The organism is Clavibacter michiganensis (assembly GCF_021216655.1).
Classification (GTDB): Bacteria; Actinomycetota; Actinomycetes; order Actinomycetales; family Microbacteriaceae; genus Clavibacter; species Clavibacter michiganensis.
Genome location: NZ_CP080437.1, coordinates 2,401,181 through 2,417,209, shown reverse-complemented (window position 1 = coordinate 2,417,209; position 16,029 = coordinate 2,401,181). Strand labels below are relative to the sequence as shown.

At 63.8% G+C, this 16,029-nt stretch carries 12 protein-coding genes and 1 other RNA gene; 6 read left to right on the top strand and 7 right to left on the bottom strand.

What is annotated here, in order from left to right; all coding sequences use genetic code 11:
• Positions 1–136: 136 nt before the first annotated feature.
• Positions 137–2,524 (top strand): glycoside hydrolase family 3 N-terminal domain-containing protein, encoded by a 2,388-nt coding sequence (locus tag K0V08_RS11450; RefSeq protein ID WP_079534991.1) that lies wholly within the window; start codon positions 137–139, stop codon positions 2,522–2,524.
• A 10-nt stretch (positions 2,525–2,534) separates the two neighbouring features.
• Complete coding sequence (locus tag K0V08_RS11445; RefSeq protein WP_079534992.1) at positions 2,535–3,326, top strand: SDR family NAD(P)-dependent oxidoreductase; 792 nt, start codon at positions 2,535–2,537, stop codon at positions 3,324–3,326.
• A 234-nt stretch (positions 3,327–3,560) separates the two neighbouring features.
• Here K0V08_RS11445 and K0V08_RS11440 read toward each other — a convergent pair whose 3' ends face one another.
• Genes K0V08_RS11440 through K0V08_RS11430 form a run of 3 tightly spaced genes read right to left on the bottom strand, consistent with a single transcriptional unit; the run spans position 3,561 to position 5,849 of the window.
• The gene (locus K0V08_RS11440) at positions 3,561–3,878 is read right to left on the bottom strand and encodes a metal-sensitive transcriptional regulator (protein ID WP_079534993.1); all 318 of its coding nucleotides are present in this window, start codon (positions 3,876–3,878) and stop codon (positions 3,561–3,563) included.
• Entirely contained in the window at positions 3,875–4,174 is a 300-nt protein-coding gene (locus tag K0V08_RS11435; RefSeq protein WP_079534994.1) for a rhodanese-like domain-containing protein, read from the bottom strand. Before K0V08_RS11435 ends, K0V08_RS11440 begins: the two co-directional genes overlap by 4 nt.
• A gap of 16 nt (positions 4,175–4,190) precedes the next feature.
• On the bottom strand, positions 4,191–5,849 hold the full coding sequence (locus tag K0V08_RS11430) for an FAD-dependent oxidoreductase (protein ID WP_079534995.1): 1,659 nt from the start codon (positions 5,847–5,849) through the stop codon (positions 4,191–4,193).
• A 561-nt stretch (positions 5,850–6,410) separates the two neighbouring features.
• Between K0V08_RS11430 and K0V08_RS11425 the strand changes: the two genes are divergently transcribed.
• Positions 6,411–6,839 (top strand): hypothetical protein, encoded by a 429-nt coding sequence (locus tag K0V08_RS11425; protein ID WP_128517032.1) that lies wholly within the window; start codon positions 6,411–6,413, stop codon positions 6,837–6,839.
• Positions 6,840–7,754: 915 nt separating this feature from the next.
• On the opposite strand, the gene K0V08_RS11420 is transcribed toward K0V08_RS11425, so the two are convergent.
• On the bottom strand, positions 7,755–7,955 hold the full coding sequence (locus tag K0V08_RS11420) for a hypothetical protein (protein ID WP_079534997.1): 201 nt from the start codon (positions 7,953–7,955) through the stop codon (positions 7,755–7,757).
• A 293-nt stretch (positions 7,956–8,248) separates the two neighbouring features.
• Here K0V08_RS11420 and K0V08_RS11415 point away from each other — a divergent pair, with 293 nt between their 5' ends.
• Together K0V08_RS11415 and K0V08_RS11410 are read left to right on the top strand one after the other, a co-directional pair.
• Entirely contained in the window at positions 8,249–8,548 is a 300-nt protein-coding gene (locus K0V08_RS11415) for a hypothetical protein (protein ID WP_043560372.1), read from the top strand.
• 507 nt (positions 8,549–9,055) lie between these two features.
• Entirely contained in the window at positions 9,056–10,030 is a 975-nt protein-coding gene (locus K0V08_RS11410) for a trypsin-like serine peptidase (protein WP_079534998.1), read from the top strand.
• Positions 10,031–10,671: 641 nt separating this feature from the next.
• On the opposite strand, the gene K0V08_RS11405 is transcribed toward K0V08_RS11410, so the two are convergent.
• On the bottom strand, positions 10,672–10,893 hold the full coding sequence (locus tag K0V08_RS11405; protein WP_079534999.1) for a DUF2188 domain-containing protein: 222 nt from the start codon (positions 10,891–10,893) through the stop codon (positions 10,672–10,674).
• A 46-nt stretch (positions 10,894–10,939) separates the two neighbouring features.
• Between K0V08_RS11405 and K0V08_RS11400 the strand changes: the two genes are divergently transcribed.
• A complete protein-coding gene (locus tag K0V08_RS11400; protein WP_310886198.1) occupies positions 10,940–11,128 on the top strand; it encodes an SOS response-associated peptidase family protein in 189 nt (62 codons plus the stop codon).
• Between the two features lie 1,341 nt (positions 11,129–12,469).
• Here the strand turns inward: K0V08_RS11400 and ssrA are convergent.
• Both ssrA and K0V08_RS11390 read right to left on the bottom strand, forming a co-directional pair.
• Positions 12,470–12,839: a transfer-messenger RNA gene (gene ssrA / locus K0V08_RS11395) on the bottom strand.
• Between the two features lie 1,362 nt (positions 12,840–14,201).
• Positions 14,202–15,728 (bottom strand): long-chain-fatty-acid--CoA ligase, encoded by a 1,527-nt coding sequence (locus K0V08_RS11390; RefSeq protein ID WP_079535001.1) that lies wholly within the window; start codon positions 15,726–15,728, stop codon positions 14,202–14,204.
• Between the last annotated feature and the right edge of the window lie 301 nt (positions 15,729–16,029).

The window sequence follows — 16,029 nt, the reverse complement described above, 5'->3', positions numbered from 1 at the left end:
AGCGGGAGCGACTGCAGCTGACACGAGTCGGCGGTAGACCGCTCCTCCTCATCCTCACTCTCCCCACCCGCGGCACACAGCAGCCCGGCGAGAGCTTCACTCATGGCAGTGCGGGCTCCGCCCTGAAAGGACGACGATGACGAGCCCCGCAGACACGACGGAGGACCACTTCCTCCAGCACGCGCCCTACCGAGATGCCTCCCGCCCCGTCGTGGAGCGCATCGCCGACCTTCTCGGTCGCATGACCGCGGCCGAGAAGGCGGCGCAGCTGGTCTCACCCTTCGGAGCGATGGTCGACACCCGCACCCCGCCGGACACCGGCTGGGGAATCGTCACCGCCGGCTTGTGCTCAATGCGCATGCCGCCGCGCGAGACAGCCCGTCTCGCCAACGAGCTGCAACGTGTCCACGTCGAGAAGACACGATTGGGCATCCCCGTCCTCTTCGCGGAAGAAGCTCTCGTGGGCTTCAAGGTCCGCGACGCGACGATGTTCCCCGAAGCCATTGCACAGGCCTCGACCTGGAATCCCGACCTCGTCGAACGGATGAGCGCGACGATCGGCGCACAGATGGTCTCCGTCGGCGCCCGACAGGCGCTGTCACCTCTGGCCGATGTCGCTCAGGACCCGCGCTGGGGACGGGTGAGCGAGACATACGGTGAGGACCCTTACCTCGTCGGCCAGATCGCCTCTGCCTTCGTCCGAGGCATTCAGGGAGCCGTCCCTGACCGCCCCGTCATCGCCACACTGAAGCACTTCGTCGGCTACAGCGCCAGCGACGGCGGCCGGAACACGGAGACGGCCAACATCGGAGAGAGAGAGCTTCGAGAGGTGTACGGACGCCCATTCGAAGTTGCTGTCCGCGAAGGCGGGGCACGGGCTGTGATGCCTTCGTACAACGACCTCGACGGCAGCCCCGTCTCCGGATCGCACGACCTGCTCACCGGTCTGCTTCGCGACGAGTACGACTTTACCGGTCTGGTCATCTCCGACCTCGAAGCCGTCCCCCAGCTGCACACCAAGCACGGCACGGCCGAGAACGTCGTCGCCGCCTACGCTCAAGCCTTCACCGCTGGCATGGACGTCGATCTCGCCAACAGCAACTCCGCCGACAAGATCCTCCGGGCCCTCGAGGAGGGGCTCCTTCACGATGCGACCCTCGACCGCGCCGTCACCAAGGTGTTGAGCGCCAAGTTCGAGCTCGGTCTCTTCGAGAACCCCTACGTCGACGTGGAAGCGGTTCCGCAGACACTCGACTCGGAGGAGGCGCGTGAGCTGGCGATGACCGTCGCCTCGGAATCGATCGTGCTGCTCCAGAATCAGGCCGTCAACGGGACACCTCTCCTACCGCTACCAGCAGATCTCTCCTCCATCGCCGTCATCGGTCCGAATGCCGACCGTCCGTTGGGCCAGCTCGGGCACTACAGCTACCACGTGCTTGACAGCATGACCGTCCAGTTCGCCGCCGCCAATGACCCGCAGTCTCGAGCCGCGGACACGGAGGGCCTCGCCGGCGCTGGCCCCGATGACGCGAAGCTGCTGGTGGAATCCGTCCCGATCGTGACGTTCCTGGATGGAATCCGCTCTCGAGCGGGCGCCGACGTCGACGTGCTCTACGCTTCCGGAAGCCGCATCGCCAGCCACGACCGGAGCGGATTCGACGACGCCGTGCGAGCAGCCCGGGCAGCGGAGGTCGCGATCGTCGTCGTCGGCGACCAGTCGGGGATCAACAGCCTTGGAACCGTCGGCGAGGGACTGGACAGCTCAGACCTCGCTCTTCCCGGAGTTCAACGCGAGCTGGTCGAAGCGGTCGTCGCGACAGGAACTCCCACGGTCGTAGTGCTGAGTCACGGCCGACCTTTCGCCGTGGACTGGATGGCGGAATCTGTCCCGGCTATCGTGACCACCTGGTTCGGCGGGGAAGAAGCAGGGAACGCCACGGCCGCAATGCTCTTCGGAGACAGCAATCCGGCGGGTCGACTCCCTATCGCGATGCTGGGATCAAGCGGCGCCGCTCCGGTGACCTACGGGCGCAGCCTCCAAGGGCCGGCATACGTGGATGGTTCCATCCGCGCGCTCTTCCCCTTCGGGCACGGCCTCAGCTACACGGCCTTCGACTACAGCGGTCTCACCCTCGATTCCCCGACCGTCCCTACCGACGGGACCATCCGCCTCGCGTTCACCGTGCGCAATACCGGACAGCGAGCGGGCGAGGAGGTCATCCAGGTGTACGGGCACGACGTCCATGCCCGGACAGTCCGCCCTCCCCGCGTCCTCCTCGCCTTCGATCGCGTCCCTCTCGCCGCTGGAGAAGCACGACGGCTCTCAGTCCACATCCCCACCGCCATGCTCGCCCTCTGGGACAAGCGAGAGGGATGGCTCATCGAACCTGGCCGCGTAGAGCTGTTCATCGGAGGGTCCTCGGCGGACATCAGGCTCACCGCGGAGACGCTCCTCATCGGGGACAGCCACAACGTCGAACCTTCCGAACGCACTCGACCGAGCCGCGTCACGTCCGATCGCTGAGGAGCAAGCCATGCAGATTCACGACAAGGTCTTCGTCGTCACCGGAGGCGGCAACGGCATGGGCCGACAGGTCGCTCTCGAGATCATGCGTCGAGGCGGTCACGTCGCGGCGGTCGACCTCAACGAGAACGGCCTCGCCGACACACTACAGCTCGCGCAGAGCAGTACAGGCCGCATGACCGTGCACACCGCGAACGTCACCGACCGGAATGCCATCGCCGTGCTCCGCGACGAAGTGCTGATGCAGCATCCTCACGTCGACGGCGTCATCAACATCGCCGGGATCATCCACTCCTTCGCCCCGTTCGAGGAGCTCCCCATCGACGTGACTCAACGGGTCATGGATGTCAACTTCTGGGGAACCGTCAACGTGTGCCGCGCGTTCCTCCCGATCCTGCGCTCCCGTCCCAGCGCCGCGCTGGTCAACATGTCGAGCCTGTCAGCGCTCATCCCGTTTGCCAGCCAGACGTTCTATGGAGCCAGCAAAGGGGCGGTCAAGCAGTTCAGCGAAGGTCTCTACGCAGAGGCGCTGGGCACCGGCCTCACTGTCTCGACCATCTTCCCCGGCAACATCTCCACGAACCTCACCGGCAACTCGGGCGTCGCGATGATCGACGCCAAAGGCAAGAAGGTCAAAGCCACGACTCCGGAGGATGCGGGACGGGCGATCGTCGACGGGATCGAGAGGAGCAAGTTCCGCATCCTCGTGGGAAGTGACGCTCGTCTCCTCGACCGACTCGTCCGCCTGGCCCCGCGCTGGGCGACGGGTATGATCGCCAGGCAGATGGCGTCCGTGCTGTAACAGCCACTCGCGTCAAGTAGCCGTCTCCTCTCCACCCCACGTCGACCGCCGCCGCCGTCGCGACCGTCGGCTACGTCGCCTTCCTCGTAGGGCCGCCCCTACCGGGCTTCCTCGGCGAGCAGCTCAGGCCCCGCAATGCGACGGTGCTCGTGCTGGTCCTCGTCGCCGCCGTGTCCTCGCCACCCGAGCTGCCCGTCCCGACACGCTGAGGATTTCCGAGACACGGTGTGACCGCTACGCGAGTGTGAGGAAGAGCCTCTCGATCTCCTCCATGGTGAGCTTTCGAGGTGACGCTTCACCGTTCTTGGTGGCGTCGAGGTCGGTGACGTTGTCAGCGACCAAGCACTGCTGCATCGCGGTGGAGACGATCAGGAAACCGGCACGATCCAGCGCACTGGACACGGCAGCGAGCTGGGTGACGACGTCGCGGCAGTCGCCGCCGTTCTCGACGGCGGCGATGACAGCACTGAGCTGGCCTTGGGCGCGCTTGAGGCGGTTCGCGACCTTTCGCACCGCGACGGCGTCGTGGAGCTGTCCGCTGGTGTCGTTCATGCGCGGTCGGTCGTCAGGTCGGCGTCAATCCAGGCGGTGGTGCCCCCGGTGACCTCGATGGCGTCGATGCCGCAGGCGTTGAGCGCCTCTGTGGCTCGGGCGCTGCGGCCCCCGGACTGGCAGATGAAGTGCACGGGCCGGTCCGCGGGGATCCCGTCGATGCGTTCGCCGAGCTCGGACAGCGGGACGTTCACTGCGGACCGCGCGTGACCGGCGGCGTACTCGTCGGGTTCGCGCACATCGATGATGGTGGCTCCCGCGGAGGCGGCGAGCTGCTGGACGGTGATGCTCGTCATGGTGTCCCGTCTCCTATTAGGCCGCGGTCCCGGTGGTGTTGCGGGTCGTGGATGCGGTTCCGGCGCGCCAGGTGAGCAAGCCGCCGTCGAGGTTGCGGACGTCGTGCCCGAGCTGGGCCAGGAGGCGCGCGGCGGTGTGTCCGCGCTGTCCGACCTGGCAGTGCACGACCAGCGGTCCCGCCGGGAGCTCGTGGTGGCGCGCGCGCAGCTCGTCCAAGGGCAACGACACAGCGCCGGGGATCGCGGCGGTCGCGTGTTCGCTGGCCGTCCTCACATCCACCAGGGTGGCACCGGCGGCAAGGGAGTCCTCGAGTTCGTGCCACTGGATCGAGCGAGTCGTGCCGGTGGCGGCATTCTCAGCGACATAGCCGAGGAGGTTCACGGGGTCCTTCGCGGATCCGTACTGAGGCGCGTAGGCCAGCTCGAGCCGCGTCAGCGCGGAAGCGGTGAGTCCTGCGGACATGGCCACTGCGATCACGTCCAGGCGCTTGTCGACGCCGTCGCGGCCGACGATCTGCGCACCGAGGATCCGGTCGTCGTCCGGGTCGACGAGGAGCTTGATCGCCATATGCTGCGCACCCGGGTAGTAGCCCGCGTGCGAGGCGGAGTGCGTGTGGATGATCCGGAGGGGCCGCCCCTCCGCGACGAGGCGCTTCTCGTTCCACCCGACGAGCCCGACGGTGAGGCCGAGGAGGCCGAGGATCGCGGTCCCGAGGGCGGGCGCGGCGTCCGTCGTCGCGGCGCCGGCGATGTCGTCGGCCGCCGCTCGCCCGTGCCGGTTGGCGAGTCCCGCCATGGTCACCAGCGTCGGGGTGCCGTCGATGTGGTCGATCTTCTCCACGCCGTCCCCGACCGCCCAGATCGACGGGTCGCTCGTGCGCTGACGAGCGTCGACGGCGATGCCGCCGCTCGGGCCGAGACGCAGACTGGCTGCCTCAGCTAAGCCTGTCTCGGGGTGGACGCCGGCGGCCTGGATCACCAGGTCGGCCCGCACGCGCGTGCCGTCGTCGAGGTCTACGTGCCCGTCCGCGGCGCCGGTGACGGTCGTGCCGGCCCGGACGTCCACGCCCGCGGCCTCCAGGGCCTCGCGGACGGGGGCGGCCATCTCCGGATCCAGCGGGGAGAGCACCTGCTGCCCGCGCTGCACGAGCGTCACGTGGACGCCGCGGGCGAGGAGGTTCTCGACAGCCTCGAGCCCGATGAAGCCGGCGCCGACCACGACGGCGTGCGGATCGGGCGCGCCGGCGAGGAGGGCCATGATGCGGTCGACGTCCTCCACGCTGCGCAGGGTGGAGGAGGGGACGCCGCCATCGGTCCCGCCGGGCGCGGCGCCGGCGCCCGCCGCGATGACCAGGTCGTCGTACACGACCGTGTCGACGGTGCCCGCGTCGAGATCGCGCACCGCGACGGTCTTCGCGCCCGCGTCGATGCCGACGACCTCGTGCCGCACCCGCACGTCGAGACGGAAGCGCGCCGCGAGCGACTCGGGGGTCTGCAGCAGAAGCGACGCCCTCTCCGGGATCACTCCGCCGACGTAGTACGGGAGTCCGCAGTTCGCGAACGACACGTACGCGCCGCGCTCGAACACGAGGATCTCGCGCTCCTCGTCCAGTCGACGCAGCCGCGTCGCCGCCGACATCCCGCCGGCCACTCCTCCGATGATCACTGTCCTCATGGCGTCAACTATACCCCTGGGGGTATCATTCGTAGTGTGCTGCAACTGCAGCAGGCGATGAACAGGAGGAACGAGATGTGTCGACGGGTGACATGCCGGGTGTGCGGAAAGGAGGACTGGGCGGGGTGCGGGCAGCACGTGGAGCAAGTCATGCGGGGACTTGCGCAATCGGACCGGTGTCAGGGCCACCCGAAGGGCGAGTCGGGTGGTGGACTAATCGCCAAACTCTTCCGCCGGGGCTAGCGGGCTTTCCCAGCGCCAGGCATGACGCTGGCGACTGCGACGTAGTCCACTCCTAGCCGGCATGTACCGCCGCCCAGCGGCGTAGGTCACACCTGAGATACATGACTCCGCGGCCGCCACTCGACGACGAGGTGATCCGGGCAGGGATCCCGTGCCGGACGATCTGATCGCGTGAGGTAGTTGCGCCTGTGGATCATCACGCCGGTCAGCGCCGATCGGGACAAATAATGAGCGACACAGGGCGAACGGCTGACCCTGGCAGCCTCCACGGCGTCAGCCCGCGTTCCAGCCCACCACACCCCGAACCAAAGGACTGCCATGCCCTTCTCTCCAGTCACCCGCCCCATACGCCACACAGCCGGCGCTCTCGTCCTACTGCTGACCGCCGGGCTTTCCCTAGGTGCCGGAGCCGCGCCGGCCATGGCCAGTGCCCACACCACGCAGGTCACCTTCCAGGCTCATTGGTCGCGCTCGGGTCCGAACGTTCAGTCTATTCTCGTGGAGAACGCGGACGGAACGGATGGCCACTGCTGGCTCCTCTACTCAACTCCTCCTTTGTTCGGGAATCGCGAATGGATGACCAAGACGGTACGCCTGCCGTTTCCTGGACGCTTTCAGATCTTCAGCTACAACAACCCCTTCTGCGACCTCGCGCACTACTACGCCGGGTCGCAGGGGACCATCGACACAGGTCGGTGGCAAAAGTGGTCGGTCTCCGCAACGCGCCCGCCCAAGATGTACCTGTGAAGACGCGGACCACGCAGTGCTCGCCAAGCGGACACGACGCTGCATGACCGTGGTGGGACAACAATTTGCGCAAGGGTGACCGAATTCAAGGGAGACAGGGTCTCAACTGCTGTGCCAGCGGAGCCACTGTGAAGGACATCTGGACCGGTCGTCGATAATGTCAAGTAAGGGTCGATGCGGCGTCGGCTGGCTCTGAAGCCGGGCCTGCGTTGTTCCGGCTCTGGGCTGCCGCGTGCGGCGCAGGATCACGGGAGGCAAAGTTGTTCCTGGCCGCTCAAAGCTATCTGCCGCCTTTCGCGGCGCTTCATGGTTGCGTCGACGTGGCCAGCGCCCACGTGCTGGTTTTGTCGGCGACGGTGCCCGTTCGGGCCGGCGGGTCGCGGTGTACCGGGGACCGTGTCGACGTGGCCCACGATGATGACGCGGTGCTTGCGGCCGACCGTCATCCCCGTCACCACGGCGTCACAGATACGTTCCGTGCAATACGCGGCACCTGGCGATACAAAAGATCACGGAGGGGCACGATCTAGAATAACCTTTATCACCACGGATGTCGTTCGGCGGTGCGAGCGGAAGCCGATCGCCTCACGAATTGGCCCGCCGGCGCGTCTAACCCGGAGGCGTCCAGCGGCGGCATCGCGCTTCCTCCGAGCTGCGCCCGATGGGCACGGCGCGCGGCGTCTCAAAGAGGTACGGCCGCTCTCCGTAGACGGCGCGTACAAGGGACGGATCGGTCTGGTAAGGGCTCCCCTGTCGGACCCTTTAATACTTTGAGTTTCGGTGTCGCTCGTCCACGGACCTGAGCGGCCTTCGTGGAGCAAGAAATGGCCATGTGGTGGCGCCGATGCAGGTCCGCCTGTTCGCGAGCTGAGCTGCCGTATGGATGGTGCTCGCCGGCGTGTGCGCGATCATCGACTACACGAGCACGCTGCACTGCGGAATACACATGCCGCACCCCTGGCTGTCGGAGCTTTGACCGGAGCGCAAGGTGACAGTGAGGCCGCCAGGGGCGGAGTTTTTGAAGTTGTTCGTGATGATACTTCCCAGCTGGTTGTTGATCTCGTAGTAGCAGTCGCTGGGTGCGTCGACGGTCTTGTAGGTGCCGGCGGCGATCACTCGGGGGAGGCGTCGAGGGGGCTGGCGGCGTCGCCTACGGCGAGGCCGCTGTCTTATGGGATGACGCGGCTCGCGTATTCGATGCCGGCTTGGAAGTGCGGGCAGTAAATCTGCACGGCCTCGAAGCCCTCGTCGTACACGCCATCGGCGAAGCGTATGTATGAGGACTGGGGGTGGTTTCCGTGGTAGCACAGGAGGTATGAGCAGTACAGCTTGGCGGTGCTCAACGAGGAGGTGTCGCTGAGCGCCGATCCCTTCCCGGCTGCTTCTCTAGCAACGAGGTACTCGCGGGCTTGAACATCGGCTTCGCTTCGTACAGCGTGCGTGCTCCGGAGGACGGCACGGACGGCTGCGGAGATCTCCTTAGCGTCGGTGCTGTCCTCAAGGCCGGCAAGTGCAGCACGGTCGACGCTGAGCTGCTCGAGTGCGGCGGGCTCCGCATACGCTGCAGCTTCGGCGGCTCGCTCGTCCGCGTCAACGAGATGGCGTTCTCGACTCTATCGAGCGTCGGAAAGTTCTTCAGTAGCCTCCCGTCCCTGTGGCACTTCAGCCGCCAGGGCTCGTTCCTGCCGGGCTATGGCGACAGCTTGTGACTCACGTGCCTGCATCATCAGTGACACTAGTGACCCGCCGACTAGGGTCAGCGCCAGCAGCCCGGCAACACCAGCGGACAGAAGCCGACGCTTCCGGGTGCCTCCGGGAGTGGCCGGCACAGTGCGAATGAACCTCTTGACTTGCTCGACCGATGAGCCGCGGGGCGGTTGGGCCGAAGACAGGCGTTGTTGCGGCGAGAGCGGGTCGTGGTCACAGGCAGAAGCAGAGGGTTGGGCGCCGCTCTGAACATCCCACTCGAACGTTGTCGATCTGCGCAGCGTGTTGGTCACCAATCGGGCCGGATCCGTTCTGTAGCCCTCGCCCTGAGTGTCTCGCTTAGCGGTCAAATCGGTGTCCGCAGATCCTCGGATCGGGACCCTGTGTGAAGATCCGACGCGATATCCCCCTCGGCTCGTACTGTTCATCATCACTGCAGCGCGCGCGATCGGTGACCATCACACAAGCGCTTACTCTCGCGTCACTACGGCGATCCCGGAGGTACTGACATGACTGCCCTATGGAAAAATCGCTTCTCAGTCCTAGCCCTGCTGCTGCTCGTCGTCATGGTCGGGCAGTCGTCAGTTGCTAGACCCGCTCAAGCGGCGGGGCCGACGGGGACGGCGTTCTCTGATGACACCGGCCAGAGCTTTTCCGATGCAGAGGCTTCCGACGCTGTGAGGTCCTGGACTCCGGAGGCACTTGCCGCCGCCAGCGATCTCGACCGCCCGAGCGATGCTGTCAATGCCCCGGTAACAGGTGCCACCGAGCAGGCCCTGATCACGCAGGGCGCTGGGACCTTTGAGCCTGTCTACTGGATCGGTCGCATCTACTTCGATGTTAACGGGCGCCAGTACTCGTGCTCTGGATCCTCCATTCGCTCAGACTCTCAGCTGGTCGTCGCCACTGCGGCCCATTGTCTATACGACCACGGCGAGTGGTCCACCCGCGTGGTATTCATCCCGGCTTGGGACGGCGCTAACAAGCCCCTCGGCGTCTGGGGTGCCTTCTTTTACGCCGTCTCCCGGGACTGGCGGACCACAGAGGACCCGGGTCACGACGCAGCGTTCATCAAGATGGCTCCAAAGACTGCGTGGGATGGTTCCAAGGAGTACTTGGCCAGCAAGGCGGGAGCTCCCGCTCCTACATTTTCGGCCGCGATGCCCGGCCTCCACTTTGAGGCATTCGGGTACAGGCCGCTCGGTGGCTATGTCCCCGCACCCCTCTACACGTGCGCAGGTGAGGGCAGGCACTTCCGCGGATTTGCCTCCATCCCGGAGTACGAGATCGCCAATTGTGACCCGCCGGGAGGAGCCTCTGGTGGCCCCGTCTATCACGCGTCGACGCATGGCCCGAACGGGACTCAATACGGTGTCATCACGGAGACGCGACGCGCTCGAGATGGGTCACCGCTGCTCATCTTCGTACCCTGGGGTCAGGTGGAGTACAGCCTTTATCGGTCCGTTGACCTGTGGCCCAAGTGACGATCGGGTCGGCAGCGAGAGCATATTCCTCAACCGACGAACCGATGGGGTCGCGGCGAATGGCTCTAGCTGGATTTCCCCTACCTCGTACCGGGACGCGCTCCCTGAGTCCTACCTGCGCACGAGCCACGCCACCGCCCGAGTGGGCGTGCCAACCCTCACGCGCGCTCAGGTCTTACGACCCGAAACGTGACCGCGTCGACCACCCGGCACCCTGATGCAGGGCGTATAGAGGCTACGGTGCACGGACAAGGGTCACCGCAGACAAGCCGCCACAGGGCGATGGAGCGCAAAATCATGGATGCGGGATAGGCTGGCGCAATAGGCCGACACGCGTGCAGCGTCCGCCTAAGGCCGTCGCCTGGGCACCGGGGGATCCCCGGACGGGGGTCGAGCGCGGCACCGCCCGTACCAGAGCCGATGGGCGATGGGCATGGCAGTTGACCGCGGACAACGGTTAGGTCATCGCGACCTACGGGAGCCAGGGCTACGAGAACCAGTCCGATGCCCAGCGGATGGGTGATCAGGTGATCTCGGGGACCTACGCCGGACGTACCCGTCTCCGGCGCGGCTGAGCCGTAGCCACCGGCGGCAGCTAAAGAAGCGGCCGACACCGGAAGGTGCCGGCCGCTCGTGCGGTGCTATCCCCGAGGCGGGAAGGGGTCGTTCCCGTACGTGCGCTCGTCCTCGATTGTTCCATCCGACTGATGGATAATGAGCTGGCTGAGCTGATTGGCCCGGGCCAGAGCTACCCCAGCGTCGATCGCGTACTGCTTGGTACTGTGCGTCGAGACGGTCGACCCCGCATGGGTCACCGTCCAGACGGAGAGCTTGTACACGACGTCATATCGCTTGCGAGCCATCTCTACTTCTCCTTCCAGACGCCCTTCGACCCGCGACGCACCCCTGGTGCGGGAGCGCGACGGGGAGCGGTCGGTGCCGGCCGCGCACTGGGGGTACTTGCCCGGGTGGGCGAAGGACTTCAAGAGGCAGCGGCCGCAGCCGATCAGCGTGAGTGTGGAGACGGTGTCGACGTCGCCCATGTTCCGCAAGTCGAACGCGACCGCGCGGGCGAGCATCCCGGCTGCCAGCTGCTAGGAGCGGGTGGTGACGGAAACGGAGACGGGCAAGCAACCGCACTCCATTCACCAGCTGCTCCTCGAGGCGCGGACAAGGAAGCGACCTCCAATAGAAAACGCAGCGTCACCTGCCCCAAACTACCCAGCCCCCGCAGAGGTAAATCCTCAGTGCTTCACCAATGCCAGAACTCCGTACGCGGCACCGCTTGCGGATGATCGCCGTCCCATACAAAACAACGCGATAGATGCCATTCACGCGGGTCATCATCTCGTCACAAGGGCTGACTTGCTGTGCAGCATCGGACTCACGGTTTACGAGCTTAGCGAAGTCTTCGCACGTGATCATCCGGTAAGGAACCTTCGCTGTGGAACCCGAAAGAGCCTCTTCATAATTGGTCTTCATGTAAGCGAGCTTTTTCTCGCAGGTGGAGTCGCCCCCTTTGCGTACACCACCGCGAGCCCCGTGCCGATCCATTCGGGATCGTTTCTCTGGCTGCGGTTGTTCGAGTGGTACCACCCACACACTCGCAGACCCGAGTAGTCGTTCTTGTAGGGACCGATATTGATGGCAGACGCTCCCATGTCCGGCGTCCCGGACACCACCGGCGACCCCGCTACAGCCCGCGTTCCAGCGTCTGCCGCGTGGACAGCGGAAAGCGGGGTAACAGCCAGTAGCAACGCCGTGATGACAACTACGAGAATGCGCGAACCCGCGGATGTACGTGGCACCAGCGACAAGCGATCAGTAACATGAAACAACGTTGTACCCTTCGGTAATATGCTCGGCAATATATAGCTGGCATTGCATGGTTTTACCTCGCGAACTCGCGTCGGCATTCCGCAGCAAGCGCGCACCGCTCTTTGCGCTATATAAATCCCACCGTGAATGGCCGGCGTGATCAAGGCGCTCCCGCAGCCATTCGATTCAACCACTTCGAGACCCACGCCGGGTAAGCCAGGCGGGGACGGACTGCCGGACACTCACGGTCGTAGGACTCGCGGAAAACAATGTTCGGCCCTGCCCGCCGGAGTACCCCACGGGCCGCGCACGTCGATGCGACGTTTAGACGAGCAACACGCCGTGACTCCACGAGTTGATATGTAATAAACAATGTGTAATGAACATCGCGCTGTAGCTCCTCTAGACCCTCATGCGTCGACCCCAATATGGTCAGCGGGCTCAGGGGCTTGCATGGTTAAAACGACGCTACGAGTTTATAAGTAACTCACACGAGTGCCATAACCAGACTCAGCACCCATGAAATCGGCATGTCGATGAAAATGGTCGCGTGAGAATTCTCGGGTTATCACCTCGGATTCTCACGCGACCACACGCGGCACAAATCAGTTCTTATAGTTTGTGTGGAGATGTGGGGAATCGAACCCCGGTCCGCCGTTGCACTGTTACGCCTTCTACGAGTGTATCCCTAAATCGCTTTACTCGGCTCCGACCCTGGTCAGGGCACCTGCGGTCGACAAGCCCAGCCTTGCTTAGTGACCCATGTAGCCACAAGGCGTATCTACACGGCTATTCCCCTTTATGACGCCGGTGCTAGCTAGAGGAAATTGCTAGAACGGCGGATCACTTGATGCTTCGCCTAAGCGGCGAGAACGTGATCAGTGCGCTTAAGTTCGGCACCTATGTTGCGCGGAGGACATTTTCGAGTTGACTCCGCTTTCTCGACCCGCTTCTCGTGACTCTGCTGACGACGTCGAAACCGATCATCCCCATCGTGCGGTACTCCAACTGCCAAGTCGGTACCGCTTCTATACGAACTGCTCTGTGAATTTGATAAGCACCGCGTTTGTAGCTGCCCGACTTACCCTCGGGTCAGCGTACGATTGATGGTGCTGATGGGGCGAACACGACGGCTAGAGCTGTCCACAGGGCTGGCGAGTCGGGCACCAGGACGCTACATGGACACATCGCGTCCGTACGCTGACGCTCTCTTCTGAGATGTACAGTTCCTCGTCAGCGCCACCCCCTCCCCGTCGCAGCTGCCTTGATACTGACTGAGGCACTGGCGTTGCTGGTGCCTTAGCTGGGTGCCGCTGCCGATGATGGTCTCGGCTGCTCGGCACTGAGGCAGCTAATGGTATTGACGGGGCGGGGCGGGAGGCACCCTAAGAGCAGGTGCACTTAGTCGCTGGCGAACGGGGCACGACAGTGAAGGCTGCGTCCGCGCTGGACCCGCCTCGGCGGGCGCGTTCATTGCAAGTCCCGCCGGCAATCGATCCGCAGTCCTCCTCGAGCGCTCCTCAGACAACGGTCACGCCGAGCCGCCTCGAGCACGCGCTTGCTGGCGCTGGATCTTCGTCGGGCGACTCGCGCCAAAGTCGCGAGAGGCAAGTTCACCGCCGGGGGCCCTCAAAGATGGCCATGTCGGCGCTGCCGCGGAGACAAGGTCGATGAATCGCGTCGACCCTCCTAAGGGTGTCGGCCACGGACAGCTTGCTGAGATGGAAACCTCCGCCGCCGCGAGCATGACGCCAGAGCGCATCTCGCAAACCCGACTTGCTCCGATCTATCGCCTTTGGTGCTTTATGCGGGAAGATCGCGGCGTGCCTGCTGCCATGCCCGCGCGGCGCGCCTTACGATCCGCATGCCGTCCCAAAACTGTCACGTAAAGGCGGCCCCGTTACTCTACGGCGTTCTTACGTACCGTGTCGATAGCCTCGGTCACGATCTCAACTGGGGTATCGAAACCCAGGGAGCGACACGCAGCGGGCAAGTGGTCGCCCTGCGTCTTGGAATCGCTGAGGGCGGGTATGCCTGCGAAACAGATATCTCGAGTCCCCGCAGGCGTCCCTTTCGCGCTGATCGCGATCGCTGCTCCGGCGCTTGTCAGTACGAACCGCCCATTGTTAGATCACCGGGCCCGGGCATTCGGCGGGCTTAGTAATGGTCACGTCGACGACGGCAGTTTCGATATTGGGCTTCCACGCACCGTATGCGTATTCGAACAGGAACACAGGGCAAGTGGCGAATTGCCGCCTTTAACGAGAGATCCAACAAAAGACACACCGAGGAAGTTTCTGTGGGCAAGTTTTGACATACGGTGACACGAGCTCGGGCAGGCACCGCGCGACGCTCATGTAGAGAACGCCGCGACAAGCTGCCGTCGAAGCACTTTTCCACTAGGACCCAGTGGCAACGACTCTACAATCTCGATGCGGCGCGGAACCTTATACGCGGCAAGTTGCCTGTACATGAAATCTCTCACTGCCTTAGGGTTCATCGTCATTTCAGGACGTAGAACAACTGCAGCCACGATCTCTTCACCATGCGACTCGTGCGGCACACCGAAGACCGCGCACTGCTGCACCGAAGGGTGGCGGGCGAGCACCTCCTCCACTTCGCGAGGGTAGACATTGTATCCGTTGCGAATGATCATGTCGCTTGTGCGATCAACGACTCGGACGTAGCCGTCGTCGTCGATCACTCCGAGGTCGCCCGTGCGAAACCAACCGTCGACGATGACCCGCGCGGTTTCGTCCGGTCTATTCAAATACCCCATCATAATGTTATGCCCTCGAACGACGAGCTCGCCGAGCTCGCCTACCTGCAGTAAACAGACCGTGTCCAGCCGAGTCGGATCCGCGACCTCAACTTGAACTCCCCAGATTGCTTGTCCAACGGTCCCAGGACGTGGAGAGATACCGACGTGATTAAATGTCGCGACCGGTGAGGTCTCAGTGAGCCCATAACCCTCGTGAATATGCGCCGCGAACTCAACGCGGAAGGCCTCGATTATAGCAACTGGTATGGCCGCACCCCCACTCATCGCGTACCGCAGGGGCGGACGTGCAACGTTACGCTTCGCTGCACCTAGGAGGGCGACGAACATGCTGGGTACACCCATAAAGAGCTGGGTTTCGTACTCGACCATCAGTTTCAGTGCCTCGTCACCGTCGAACCGCGGCATGAGTATCACCGTAGCGCCAATGCGGAATGCGAGGTTCATAGTGCAGGTCTGCCCAAATGTGTGCGACAGCGGAAGACAACCTAGGATTCGGTCACCATGACGCATGTCCAACGTGTTCAGTAGAAGCACATCCACCTGCATTATCAAAGCCTGATGACTGCCCACCGCTCCCTTTGGTCGCCCAGAGGTGCCGGAAGTATACAGAATCGTTGCCGCGTCGCCTGGGAGCGTGGGGACGTACGAATTGATGGGGTTCGACTTTGAGAGTTCGTCCTCAAGACGCGCTGGTGATTCAGGCATGTCGACTGACGAATGTAGGCTGACGACGGTGCAACTTGCCTGGCGAGCCGCGGGCACGGCCTGCTCGAGAAAGGCAGCGGCGCAGACTAGCAGTTGCGCACCGGAGTCGCGTAGTACAAAAGCGATTTCCTCTGATTTCAGCAGGGGATTGATGGGGACGACCACACCTCCGAGGGCCAGCACGGCGTAATAGACGCGAGGGAAGTCCGAAACGTTAGGAATGAGCATGGCAACCGGTATTCCTGGGCTGACGCCGTATGCCGCGAGGGCGCCGGCGGTCGCACGTGTTTGGTTCCACAATTCTTTGTATGTGGTGCGTTCATTCCCTGTCACTATCGCAATCGTGTCGGGGTATCGAATGGCAGACTCCGCCAAGATGGATACAACAGACATCGAACTCTGCTGCGAGAGCCCATTTACAAAATCGTCTTCAGGTGTCGAGGAGTTTACCAAGGGTGGACTTCCTTCATCGCGAATGAGAGGGGGGTAGACGTCTAAGCAGTGTCCGCGATCCTCGCCCGCCGCCGCCCGAGCTATCCACAGGCACGTTTGGGACAATCGTTCGCGTTGCTCCACTCGAGACTCCGAAGCAAACGCTGCCTAGTGGATACACCAGGTGTGCATAACTTCACCACCGATTAGGCAACTTGGCTAGTGTCCTCTGGAACTAGAGGAACGCACGCTTGACAGGGCT